This window comes from Cernens ardua (assembly GCF_051251085.1).
In the GTDB taxonomy this organism is placed as follows: Bacteria; Pseudomonadota; Gammaproteobacteria; order Pseudomonadales; family Halomonadaceae; genus Cernens; species Cernens ardua.
In genome coordinates this window covers 129399-141867 of record NZ_JBPCZH010000004.1, presented here as the reverse complement: position 1 = coordinate 141867, position 12469 = coordinate 129399, and the positions used below count along the sequence as shown (strand labels likewise).

9 protein-coding genes are annotated in these 12469 nt (G+C 49.0%); 4 read left to right on the top strand and 5 right to left on the bottom strand.

Going from position 1 to position 12469, the window contains the following annotated elements:
* Positions 1-519: 519 nt before the first annotated feature.
* Positions 520-1830: an Nramp family divalent metal transporter gene (locus LMG33818_RS08660; RefSeq protein ID WP_442322977.1), complete on the top strand. Its 1311-nt coding sequence runs from the start codon at positions 520-522 to the stop codon at positions 1828-1830.
* 142 nt (positions 1831-1972) lie between these two features.
* Here the strand turns inward: LMG33818_RS08660 and LMG33818_RS08655 are convergent, their stop codons facing one another.
* Positions 1973-3052: an alkene reductase gene (locus LMG33818_RS08655; protein ID WP_442322976.1), complete on the bottom strand. Its 1080-nt coding sequence runs from the start codon at positions 3050-3052 to the stop codon at positions 1973-1975.
* Positions 3053-3386: 334 nt separating this feature from the next.
* Between LMG33818_RS08655 and LMG33818_RS08650 the strand changes: the two genes are divergently transcribed.
* Entirely contained in the window at positions 3387-4370 is a 984-nt protein-coding gene (locus LMG33818_RS08650; RefSeq protein ID WP_442322975.1) for a D-2-hydroxyacid dehydrogenase, read from the top strand.
* Between the two features lie 193 nt (positions 4371-4563).
* On the opposite strand, the gene LMG33818_RS08645 is transcribed toward LMG33818_RS08650, so the two are convergent.
* Together LMG33818_RS08645 and LMG33818_RS08640 are read right to left on the bottom strand one after the other, a co-directional pair.
* Positions 4564-5937: an NAD-dependent succinate-semialdehyde dehydrogenase gene (locus LMG33818_RS08645; protein WP_442322974.1), complete on the bottom strand. Its 1374-nt coding sequence runs from the start codon at positions 5935-5937 to the stop codon at positions 4564-4566.
* 261 nt (positions 5938-6198) lie between these two features.
* On the bottom strand, positions 6199-7065 hold the full coding sequence (locus tag LMG33818_RS08640; protein ID WP_442322973.1) for a LysR substrate-binding domain-containing protein: 867 nt from the start codon (positions 7063-7065) through the stop codon (positions 6199-6201).
* 457 nt (positions 7066-7522) lie between these two features.
* Between LMG33818_RS08640 and proP the strand changes: the two genes are divergently transcribed.
* A complete protein-coding gene (gene proP, locus LMG33818_RS08635) occupies positions 7523-8941 on the top strand; it encodes a glycine betaine/L-proline transporter ProP (protein WP_442322972.1) in 1419 nt (472 codons plus the stop codon).
* Between the two features lie 55 nt (positions 8942-8996).
* Positions 8997-10253 carry an MFS transporter gene (locus tag LMG33818_RS08630; RefSeq protein WP_442322971.1) on the top strand — a complete coding sequence of 419 codons (1257 nt, stop codon included), beginning with the start codon at positions 8997-8999 and terminating at the stop codon, positions 10251-10253.
* 24 nt (positions 10254-10277) lie between these two features.
* Here LMG33818_RS08630 and LMG33818_RS08625 read toward each other — a convergent pair whose 3' ends face one another.
* Together LMG33818_RS08625 and LMG33818_RS08620 are read right to left on the bottom strand one after the other, a co-directional pair.
* Positions 10278-11933 (bottom strand): dihydroxyacetone kinase subunit DhaK, encoded by a 1656-nt coding sequence (locus tag LMG33818_RS08625; protein WP_442322970.1) that lies wholly within the window; start codon positions 11931-11933, stop codon positions 10278-10280.
* Between the two features lie 94 nt (positions 11934-12027).
* Entirely contained in the window at positions 12028-12327 is a 300-nt protein-coding gene (locus LMG33818_RS08620) for a hypothetical protein (RefSeq protein WP_442322969.1), read from the bottom strand.
* Positions 12328-12469: the final 142 nt, after the last annotated feature.

Genomic DNA, 12469 nt, shown 5'->3' with positions numbered 1-12469 from the left:
TATCTGGGAACACACCCACTTCTACACGTGGGCAAGTGAACAGGCGGGCCATCGAATGCGCCGAGAAACCAGCAACGAAGCTTAACACCCTATTATCCTATTTCTTATCGTATCTGACAAATCAGAGAAACCTTTCTCTTAAAGATAACTTAATTAATTTATCACTTCGATATCAGCCAGGTACTTTTTCCCACTCCCTTCCCTAGGCTATTGCCGCCATCATCCAATAGCCAAAAAAACACGTATCGCTTTACTAATTCATTTTTTTGAAAATAACTCTTTTAAAATCATGACATTACAATGAATCATTAAAAACTGTCTTTTTATAAACCAAGGTTAAAAAACTTTATGAACAACAAAAAAATACACTCTGGCTTTAATCATGGACACAAGTAGGCTATCGTATGGCCTATATCCTGATTGTTTACTTAATATTCACCGCCATTCATACCCTCGAATATCAACAATAAATTTCTATTCGTGAGTAGAATACGGGGCAGATCAGCCCGAGGAGATACCATGTCTGATCAGGTCACACAGAATTCATTGAGTGATCGCACTACCAGTGAAATGCGTTCGGTGCTCTCAGGCAAGCTGAAGGGGCATCGGCTAAAGTCAGCCCTTCTATTTACGGGCCCTGCTGTTATTGCATCCATTGCCTATATGGATCCGGGCAACTTCGCTACCAATATTCAAGGCGGTGCACAGTATGGCTACACATTGCTATGGGTCGTACTCGTTGCCAACCTGATCGCCATGCTCTTTCAGGCGCTCTCTGCAAAACTTGGCATCGTCACAGGGAAAAATCTGGCAGAGCTGTGTCGTGAACACTTTCCAACACCCATCGTTATAGCCATGTGGCTTATCAGCGAAGTGGCTGCCATGGCTACTGATCTTGCGGAATTTCTGGGTGGAGCTATCGGACTTTCTCTCTTGTTTCATACGCCTTTGATGACAGGCATGGTCATTACCGCGGTGATCACTTATGCCATTCTACTGGTACAAAACCGTGGTTTTCGCCCTATTGAAATGGTCATTGGCCTGCTGGTGGCCGTCATTGCGTTGTGCTATTTGGTAGAGGTTTTCATTGCTCCCGTAAACTGGGGGCAAGCGGCGCTTCATACCGTTTTACCCAAAATACCTGATGCTCAGGCATTGACGATCGCCGTAGGTATTATCGGAGCAACGGTGATGCCACATGCCATATACATTCATTCGGGGCTAACACAACATCGAGCACCTAATTATAACGATAATGACTGTCGGAAAATTATTCGTTTTTCGAACATGGAAGTGTTAATCGCATTACTGGTCGCCGGGCTGGTCAACATGGCCATGGTCATGGTATCAGCCGCAGCGTTTCATGCGGGGCATAGCGATGTCGCCGATATCGAAACGGCTTACCATACCCTGACGCCCCTGCTAGGCGTTGGTGCTGCATTTTTCTTCCTGCTCTCACTCATGGCCTCCGGTATTTCCAGTTCAGTGGTGGGGACCATGGCGGGCCAAATGATCATGCAAGGGTTCGTCGGATTTCATATCCCTATCTGGTTACGTCGCCTTATTACCATGCTCCCTGCCTTTATTGTCATCGGTATGGGGGTGAACGCCACTTGGGCATTGGTCGTCAGTCAGGTTGTACTTTCTTTCGCACTACCGATCCCAATGATCGCGCTGGTGATTTTCACTCGCCGCCAGGACATCATGGGCATATTTAAAAACAGTTCTCTTACCGAAGGGATCGCTGTTGTAGGCACCATTATAATTCTGCTGCTCAATGTAGTTCTGTTACTGCAAACCTTCGGTATCCCCATTCCGGGGCTTGCCTAATGTAGCAATAAAATAGAAATAAAAAACGGGGAAGAATCGCTTCCCCGTTTTCTTTTGTACTAGACAGAAATGTCATACATTCACTGCCTCACACCTGCATACTGACTTAATGAGCCGCATTTAAAACGCATTGGCTATCACTTCATGCATTTTCAGCCGCAGGATAATCGATATAGCCTTCTTTACCTTGTGAATACCAGGTCTTGATATCATCAGGGGCCAAGGGGATATCCTTTTTGAAGCGCGTAACAAGATCAGGATTCGAGATGAATTTACGACCGAAGGCAATAGCATCAGCCTGCCCTGCTTCAACTGTGCCATTCGCTTCTTCGAACGTGTAATCCTGATTCAGTATCAGAGCATTGGTGAAAACCTTACGGATTTCAGGAGATAACTTGGGTTGATCCGTACTCCCGAAGGTACCGTCCGGGCCAGGCTCGCGCAGCTCAAGAAACGCAATGTCCAGATCCTGCAACAGTTTGGCAGCCGGTATAAAGACAGTTTCAGGGGCACTATCGATACACCCTTGCGTATCACCATTGGGAGACAAACGTACCCCCGTACGCTCTTTACCCACCGTCGCAATGACGCGCTCCGTCACTTCTTTCAGCAAACGAATACGGTTCTCGGGCGATCCACCATATTCGTCAGTCCGCTTGTTTGTACTGTCACGAAGGAACTCATCAATAAGGTAACCGTTGGCCGCATGGATTTGTACGCCATCGAATCCGGCGGCAATAGCATTTCGAGCTGCATTTTCATACTCATCCAACAGGCGCGGAATTTCAGAAACTTCCAGCTCACGAGGCGTCTCGTAGTCCTTCTTGCCCTCATAAGTATGTACTTGATTAGGCCCGGGAAGGGCAGAAGGGGCTACAGGTTGCTGCCCCGTCACACTAGAATGAACCAGGCGTCCCATGTGCCATAACTGGCATACAATCTTGCCGCCCTTGTCATGGACTGCCTTTGTTATCGGTTTCCAGGCTTCAACCTGTTCTTCACTCCAGATCCCCGGTGCCCAGGGCCAACCAAGCCCCTCGCGTGTGATACCCGTCGCTTCACTAATGATCAGACCCGCATCTGCACGTTGCGCGTAATACTCAACCATAATAGGTGTCGGCACATGTTCGCGCGTGCCACGGGCGCGTGTAAGGGGCGACATCCATATGCGGTTTGCTGCTTCAATGCTGCCCACCTTAATGGGATCGAATAGCGTTGTCATGCAGTAACTCCTTGTCTGTTATATGAGTACGGAAAATACAAATATCCCGATTTATCTCATGTTCAATTCATTATTTGTGACCACATCATACTGCCAAGAGTTTCGTTCAACATTCGAAAAGGCTTTTTATAGGTATCTGGATAATCTATCGTGCAAGAAGTGTTCATCTTTGCGCTTGAGTCGCCTGTTTATACAAAAGTCGGTTTCTTCATGATCGCTTTGATGGATACACTAGTCCGAGTATCGCAAATTGTGAGTAAGGCCGTTATCAGGCGCTCTTTTCTCCCTCTGCCTGATTATCTTCATTTTCATTCATAACAACTCGAGGCGTGTCATGTCCGATTCTTCTCTTTTGCCACCAAAAGATAAGCTACGTATCTGTTTTAGCGATGCATCCATGAATTTGAAAGAGGAATTTGATCGTCGTGGCACAGGGATCGACTCTTTTTCGATCGACTCACTGGACGGTGTTCGAGATTCCGACCTGGATGCAGATGTTCTCGTCTCTTGTGCGAAAGTGACCAGTACCGAGCTTGATCACTGGCCCCGCCTTAAATTCCTTCAATCCGTAAGTGCGGGAATGAATCAGTTCACTCCCGCAGACTTTTCATCACACCATGTATATTTGGCTGGAGGATCGGGGGCCAATGCCAACATCGTATCTCAACATGCCTTTGCATTGTTGCTGACATTGGCGCATCACATGTGGGACAAACACGAAGAGCAGAAAAATAGAACGTGGTTTACTACCCACCGTAATCCGGACGAACGCTTTAACGAATTGACCGGTAAAACCATGCTCGTGATTGGCTTGGGTCACATAGGAAATCGTATTTGTCGGCTAGCCAAGGCGTTCGATATGCATGTCATTGGCGTCCGTTATACGCCAGCATCCGGCAAGGGCGACGCGGACGAAGTCTATGGTTTTGATGACGTGAAAAATCTGGTCGGAAAAGCCGATGTCGTTGTGGTTGCAGCGGGTTTATCAGACGATACTTATCATTTAGTCAACGACGAAGTATTCAACAACTTCAATCCTCGTGCCTTGTTGGTCAATATTGGTCGTGGTCCGGTTATTGAAGAAAAAGCACTGATCAACGCACTCGAAAACAAAAAGCTGGCAGGGGCAGGGTTGGATGTCACAGAGGAAGAACCACTTTCCAGTGAAAGCCCTCTATGGACGCTCCCGAATGTGGTGATTACACCCCATATCGCCGGTGAATCCGAGCTTTACGAAGGAAATATCATTGATATTCTGCTGGAAAACCTGGACAAGCTTTGGAAAGGTGAAACCAATCTGATTAATCGCGTGGCGTAACGCTAAAAATACATCTGTCCATGCAAGTTTCTATATGAGGGAGCCTGTCAGATTCACGAGTGCCTCTTTCCAGGGGAATAAGCACGAATAAAAATCTGACAGAAAAAAAAAGGGAAGGCGCCCAATGAGGCCCTCCCTTTCATGTTTCATGTTTCATGTAGAAAACTTTTCTACCGTTTGTATGACCGTGCGATCAGTCCACGTGCACCAATTTACGGTTGATAAACTCTTCAATACCGAACTCGGAAAGTTCGCGACCATAACCGGAATTACCAATCCCTCCAAAGGGCAAATCAGGGGCCGTACCCGTCAGGTTATTAATAAAGACCATACCGGTTTCGATCTGTGCCGCAACACGGCGCCCACGCTCAATATCGCGGGTATGAACCGAACCACCCAATCCATAGGGGGAATCATTTGCCAGCTCGATGGCTTCTTCTTCACTTTTGACGGAATAAATTGTTGCGACAGGACCAAAAATTTCTTCGTAGAAGACAGGGTTATCCTTGGTCACCTGCGTCAGAATACCCGCCTGCATAAAGAAACCTTCACGGTCAATCTGCTTACCACCACCCAACAGTTTCGCGCCATTCTGGACAGCCTTTTCGACCTGGCTAATTGCCAACTTCATGGCATCTTCGCTACTCATCGGGCCATGGGTCACGCCCTCTTCCAAGGGATCGCCATACTTGAATTCACTGATCGCTTTCTGAAAACGTTCGGTAAATTCATCCACCAGTGATTCATGCACAATCATCCGCTTGGAAGCCGTACATACTTGCCCATTGTTGGACATACGGCCATCCACAGCATGGGGAATCACCTGATCCAGATCCGCATCTTCCAAGACAATAAAAGCATCAGAACCGCCCAATTCCATGGTCGTTTTCTTGAGCGCTTTACCCGCCTGCGAAGCCACGGCACTCCCTGCCCGTTCACTGCCGGTGACTGCAACACCACGGACCTCAGGGCGTGCGATCAGCTGTTCGGACTGATCGTTCGTAATGAACAGGTTAGTGTAGGCGCCAGAGGGTGCCCCTGCTTCGGTAAACAGGGCTTCGAAAGCCTCGGCACACTGAGGCACACCGGGCGCATGCTTTAACAGCACAACGTTGCCGGACATCAGATTCGGGCCTGCTACACGTGCCAGCTGATAATAAGGAAAGTTCCAGGGTTCAACGCAGTAAATTACCCCGAGCGGCTGATTGAGTACCGTCGCATGCCCTGTCGAAGTAGGCAGCTCTTTGGGCGCTAAAAAAGTCTCTGCATTTTGCGCATAGTAGGACAGAATATCGGAAGATAGCTCAATTTCTGCTACTGCTTCCGAGTAGGCCTTACCCATTTCAGTCGAGATGAGCTTCGCGTGTTTTTCCTTGTCCCGACGCAAAATATCAGCTGCTTTCTGCACCAGATCACGCCTTTCCGCAAAGGAAGTATGGCGCCACGTGTTTTTCCAGAAGGCGTGCGCGGTTTCCAGCTTGGAGAACAATTCTGAATCGCTGTGGGTATCGAATTCCTTTTCAATCTTGCCTGTCGCAGGGTTGAGCGTACGATATTTGCTCGACATGATATGTCCTCAGCGTAAATGTTAGCGTTGATGGAAATAAAACGATTTTCTTATCTTCGTTGGAAAGCAAAAGTGGTCACAAGTTTCATAGATATCATCCAAACGTAACGCTTATAACGCCCAAACTCTCCAGTATTGATCTTTTCAGCATAGACCTAACACGGCGGCATGGCATTATTTGCCTATCAGACATTGGTCAGGTGCTGCGCTTATGTTTTTCGTATCAGGTAACAGGAAAGGGGTAATGGCTACATTACCGTCTTAACGACTCATCATCAGATTTTGCAGGTCATTGGCCAATTGCTGACATGCATCATTCAAAGGGTAATTTGCTTTTAGAAGCGCGATTTCGGTATCGGCCAATACAGGAAGCCCCTCTTCTTCTTCCAGAACTCTGAGTTGCGGTGTAAGCATGGTAGGCGTTATTACCGAGATAGCCAGCCCTGCAGCAACAGCACTGATCAAACCGCTCAAGCTACTGCTTTCGTATGCGATTCGCCAACGAATACCTGACTGTTCCAAGGCTTCAATGGCTCGTTCCCGAAATATACATTTGCCTGCCCGTGATACTGCCAGAGGAAGGGGGGAATCTTGAGGAATCGCATACCCTTTTGCACCGATCCACAAGGTTCTTTCCTGTAGAAGTACTTCTCCTCCCGGGCTGTAGGGCTGTCGGGTAATAACGGCCAAATCAAGATGTCCTTGCTTGATCTGCTGAACAAGATCAACACTCATCGCACAATCCACGACAAGCTCGACCTCCGGAAAACGTGCTTCGAAATCAGCCAAAACTCGCGGTAAATAGACCAGGTAATCGTCGGGAACCCCCAACCGAATTACCCCCCCAAGACGTTGCTCGTTCACATCCTGCCAAGCCAAAGTGCTCTGTTTCAGCATCTGACGAGCATGCATCAGTAAACGCTCACCTATAGGCGTTGGCCTGGGCGCGGAAGTCCCCCTAACAAGCAGTAGCTGCCCTATCTGATCCTCAAGCCGCTTGATATGTGCACTGACCGTAGATTGGGCGAGATTCAACACTGCCCCTGCGGCACTAAAGCCCTCATAATCGACAACCGCTACGTAGGAATTGAGCAACACCAGGTCCAGAGGACGAGTTGGAGAAGTCATGCCATGACACCTCTATTAGCGATATAGCCGAGCATCTCGACTGACATCCTTTTTCATCTCCAAGGTTAGTCAGAGCTACCATCAACTGACGATAAGTAATGGAAAAGCGACATGAATGGCAAAAGGGACTATTACTGCGTTTTCACACAAAGATAGATAATAGCCAATCACAAAGTAACATCTTATAGAATTTGCCATCACGATTCATGATAGCCCTATCACGAATCTTCGTTTCCGTCTCTGAATATATCGCGTTATAACCTCACCCATTGCCACCCCTAGCGAATCATTACACTGCTTCGCAGCAGTCAACGTTATATTCCTTACTGGCAACTCTTTTCCACAATATTTCTATAAATACACAGCACCCCCACGTGTGCAATCACGAAACTACAATATTTGGCTGCCAGCAAGCGTAGCGAAATATGGGTGGGGACATGCCTATATGGGTAATTTCATGACAGAAAATCCTGCCAACGCCGCTACAGTAGCAAAACATGAAACACCAATAAGTCCCGATGACATCACTGTTATTGATCCCGATATGCACAAGAAATCCGTTCGTGCAGCGGCACTTGGAAATATCATGGAGTGGTTTGATTTCGGGGTATACAGCTATCTAGCCACCGTTATTGGTAACGTTTTCTTTGCGGGAACATCACCGTCATTGCAGCTCGTTGCCACGTTTGGCACCTTTGCTGCCGCCTTTCTTGTTCGCCCAATCGGGGGCATGGTCTTTGGCCCCCTGGGAGACTTGATTGGTCGTCAGAAAGTGCTGGCAATTACAATGATCATAATGTCTGTCGCCACTTTTTGTCTGGGGCTAATTCCCTCTTACAACAGTATTGGTGCAGCAGCGCCACTGCTATTGCTCTTGGTCCGACTCGTTCAAGGGTTCTCGACCGGGGGTGAATATGGGGGAGCAGCTACCTTCATCGCCGAGTATTCACCCGATAAACAACGGGGCTTTGCAGGCAGTTTTCTTGAAGTGGGTACCATTACTGGCTACCTGCTGGGTGCCCTGCTCGTTACACTCCTGAATTACCTGCTCTCAACTAACAGCATGCTCGATTGGGGGTGGAGGCTGCCATTCTTCGTATCAGCTCCATTAGGGATTTTCGGACTGTATATTCGTTTAAAACTGGAAGAAACGCCCGCCTTCCAGGCTCACATTGAAAAGCAGGAAAAAGACGAAAAAGAACGGGGCTCCAGGGGAGTCATGGCACTGCTTGGACAAAACCTCGGCGCATTGGCCCAATGTATTGGTCTGGTACTACTGTTTAATGTCTCGAACTACATGCTAACAGCCTACATGCCCAGTTATTTGAGTGACACGCTTGGATTGGGCGACCACGCCAGCCTGTTATTGGTCATCGTTTTGATGTTCATTATGCTGCCGATGACCGCTTTGTGCGGCCGTATTACGGATACGCTGGGCCGTCGCCCCGTGATTGCATTGGGAGCAGCCGGGTTGATCGTTCTCTCCTACCCTGCTTTCCTTTTGATCACTAGTCACCAGATAGGGCTCGTGTTCCTTGGTCTTTTGATCCTGGGCATCCTGCACGGGTGTTTCAGCGGCACCATGCCCTCAACACTACCGGCTCTGTTTGCCACAGATATTCGCTACAGTGCACTGGCAATCGGATTTAACATATCGGTCTCCCTCTTTGGTGGCACTACGCCACTGATTAACGCCTGGCTAGTGGAAAAAACCGGGAATCTCATGATTCCAGCCTTTTATATGGCTATCGCGGGCGTTGTAGGTCTTGTGACAATCTGGACGGTCAAGGAAAGTGCCAAACGGCCTCTACAAGGGTCACATCCTGCTGTGCACACGCATGCTGAAGCAAGAGAGATGGTCAAAGAGTCGCGATAGACCCCTGATTGTATCCTCTCAAACACAGCATACTGGCATTGGAGACACGCCAACCATGACCCTACTACCGCCCATTCTGAGCCTGTTTTTCTTATCTATAAGTAACGGGTTCCTGATGACATTGCTGCCACTACGGTTGAGCATGTTCCACTACTCGTTGGCGACCATCGGATATATCTCAGCAGCCTATTACGTAGGGTTATGCCTCGGTGCTCTATTCAATAATACGTTATTGAACAGAGTCGGCCATATCCGTGCCTATGCCACCTTTGTCGCTATTCTTTCAGCCAGCGCTATTGCTCAGGCCATTTGGGTAAACCCCTATTACTGGTTCCTGCTAAGGGTGGTGTGTGGTTGGGGAATTGCAGGCGCTTTTCTGGTCGTTGAAAGCTGGTTATTAGCATCCAGCCATGCTGCAAACAGAGGGCGCATTCTGGCAATTTACATGATTGCCTGCTTTGCTTCCATGGCCTTTGGTCAGCTATTCATAGGGGTACTGGACACTTCACCGAGTGGGCCTACGCAAGGCCTGCCTTACGTAATGGCATCGCTTGTGACCTCCCTTTGTGTGATACCGGTCACCCTGATCCCCAGACAAGGCCCGAAATTCGATGGGGCAAAGGCCATGCCTCCCTGGACCATGTTCAGGCTCAGCCCAACAGGAACCGTAGGTTCACTAGCCACGGGAATCCTTATGGGCGCCGTTTTTACGCTGTTTCCTGTCTATCTGGGCAGCATCCATGGCGAACATGCTTCAAGCCTGATAGGCAGGCTTATGTTCACATCAATAATAGGGGGCATGGTGTTGCAGTATCCGGTGGGCTACTGGTCAGACAAGAGTGACCGCCAATGGGTTATGCTTGTCATCTCGGCTATCCTCTGCTGCCTCTCGCTTATTGTTCCAATGATCTATCGGAATACATGGATGACTGCCTTGATCCTGTTTCTTTTAGGGGGTGGTATCTTTTCCCTCTATCCCATCATGATCAGCCATGCCGCCGATAGAGTATCCTCGGAACATCTTGTTGGTATGAATCAGGGATTAATTCTTACAAATGCTTTGGGATCAGCCATTGCATCTCCCCTATTAACACCTGTCATACGGACAGCGGGCCCTAACGGTTTATTTGTGGGAATAAGCATTTTACTCGGCTTGATGTTTGTATTTTTCGTTTGGCGCAGGTCATGTCGCCCTGCGCCACGGCCAGAAACCGCCTTCACCGCATTCCCCATCAATTCCGCTGCAGGCGGCCAGTATGTTCAGGAAGCTCATGAATTATATGAAAAACCTGAGTCTGACATATCACCGTAATGGGTATAAATGGAGGATCTCCGCTCAATTCGGCTTCTCATCAACCCATGGCTGAGCCGCCTCAAATACGATAGCCACTGCCTGAGCACCCGGATCAGGATTGCCTTTCAGAGAATCGGCACGAAGATAGGAGGAACGCCCTGCACCTGCCTTTTCCAGATGTCTGGTTTTCTCGACACCCTCCCTGGCTGACTCCACGGCTGCATCGAAGTCTCCCTTTTCCTTCCAAGTGACTACTGCAGGGATAAGGGCATCCAACATGGTTCTATCCCCGGGCTTGGCACCACCGTATGTTTGAACGGCAGTGATGCCTTCTTCCAATGCAGACGGGAATGTTTCCCCCTTCGCCAGGGCAGACGCAGCTGCAGTGAATAACGATGAAAGAAGCACACCAATGGAGCCGCCCATGCTTTGACCCAGAACACTGGCAAAAACAGAGAGGAGTTTGTCAGGTGATTTTAGGGGTAACCCTTCATCCAACGCTTGGAGGATAGCAGTGGCACCGCCTGCCAATGTAGAACCGGTATCCCCGTCACCTACTAGTGAATCAAGTTCATCCAAAGAGGCACGAGCCGCTACCAATGCTTCACAGGTCGTCCTGACCAGTTGCGCGACAGCTTCATCGGGCTCTGAAGCCCATTGTTCATCGGAGGAGATAACATCTGACTTGATCACTTGCGGTTGTTCTACAGGTAAATGGGCCCCGGGCCAGTCGGTAGAAGCCACCGGAGCCAGCATCGCGGCTTTCACTTCATCTGTTGCGGGTGTCACCGAAATCGAAATGCCATACATGTTAAGAGCGGTCAATACGGGGGCTGGACCAATCAGTAGTGTGCAACGTTGACCAAAAGAGGTTTGCAGGAAGACATCGGTTAGAATATCCATCTCGATAGGTGTCACACTACCCAGGTTATTCAGCATGACAATAAGTTCGCCTTGCTCTTCGGGAAAGCGGGCTTCGAGACGTTCAACCATTAGGGAAATAGCGTGAGAAGCATTCTTGATTGAAACCTTTTCGGCACCCGGTTCACCATGGATACCTAGCCCCAATTCAGGTGAACTCTGGTAGGCCCGCGGGGGTTGACCCAATATGTCTGTCGTCCTGAGCGCCAGGCCTATGGACCCAAGGTGCCGGATAAGGTGCTGAACACGTTGTTTGACCTCGGCCAACGCTGTGTTATTTGCCGAAAGATATCCTGCCAGTTTATGCACCAATACTGTTCCAGCAAGCCCGCGAGGCTGTGGTGCATCCGGTAGCGCAATATCATCACCGACTATCACCATCTCTACCTTTAGCCCTTGTTGCTTGGCACGCTCTGCTGCAAGACCAAAATTCAGACGGTCGCCCGTATAATTCTTCACTACCAACAAGCAGCCCGCGTCTCCCGTGACTGCCAGGATCGCGGCCAGCACAGCATCAGCACTAGGAGAAGCAAAAAGATCGCCCACCACAGCCGCCGTGAGCATTCCCTCACCCACATAGGCAGCATGAGCTGGTTCATGTCCGGCCCCTCCGCCTGAAACGACAGCCACCTGATGTGCGTCATGATCCGTTCGAACCACAACCCTGGTATGCGGAAACCCCTCCAGTCGGGCAACATTACGCAATCGACCACTGCGTAATAGCCCCGATAAACCATCTGTTACAATTTCATCTTGGGCATTGATAAAGGCTGTCATGCGAAGATTCCTTGTGAGCAACGTTAGCGGGTGCTGTTTATAGTGCTTATGGCAACCTTCAGAATGGCAAAGAAAAGCTCAGGCTTCGATACTGCTATGGTGGGGTATGCCAGGGAGACTGAATCGACTCCTGCAATGAATCACGGGTCTCCTGCGAGCGTTTGATCTGATTATCAATCGCTACAATGCTGCTTTCGACTTCTTCACGGTGTTCGCGAAATAGCTCTGCTGCCTCAGAAGCACTGGTTGCTGTAGGCGTAGAACCCTGCAATGGCTTACGTGCTGACTCCAACGTATAGAGTACGGTGATGCCACAAATAGCCGAGGCCAGCATTATGTAGAATGCGGGCATATACAGATTACCGGTCACATCAATCAACCAGGTCGTTAACAACGGGTGCGGTACCCCCGAATAGAGTGGTCGATATATGAGACTTCATTCTTCATCATCCACACGGGGAGGGTGTTACCGCCAACAGGACAATTGAAAGAAATCTTTTTTAGAGATTGAACGAATTATCTTGTATGTTACATTA

Excerpts from the sequence above, each read along its gene's own strand:
- LMG33818_RS08660 (WP_442322977.1), top strand. The coding sequence starts at position 520 with ATGTCTGATCAGGTCACACAGAATTCATTGAGTGATCGCACTACCAGT.
- LMG33818_RS08655 (WP_442322976.1), bottom strand. The coding sequence starts at position 3,052 with ATGACAACGCTATTCGATCCCATTAAGGTGGGCAGCATTGAAGCAGCA.
- LMG33818_RS08650 (WP_442322975.1), top strand. The coding sequence starts at position 3,387 with ATGTCCGATTCTTCTCTTTTGCCACCAAAAGATAAGCTACGTATCTGT.
- LMG33818_RS08645 (WP_442322974.1), bottom strand. The coding sequence starts at position 5,937 with ATGTCGAGCAAATATCGTACGCTCAACCCTGCGACAGGCAAGATTGAA.
- LMG33818_RS08640 (WP_442322973.1), bottom strand. The coding sequence starts at position 7,065 with ATGACTTCTCCAACTCGTCCTCTGGACCTGGTGTTGCTCAATTCCTAC.
- proP (WP_442322972.1), top strand. The coding sequence starts at position 7,523 with ATGACAGAAAATCCTGCCAACGCCGCTACAGTAGCAAAACATGAAACA.
- LMG33818_RS08630 (WP_442322971.1), top strand. The coding sequence starts at position 8,997 with ATGACCCTACTACCGCCCATTCTGAGCCTGTTTTTCTTATCTATAAGT.
- LMG33818_RS08625 (WP_442322970.1), bottom strand. The coding sequence starts at position 11,933 with ATGACAGCCTTTATCAATGCCCAAGATGAAATTGTAACAGATGGTTTA.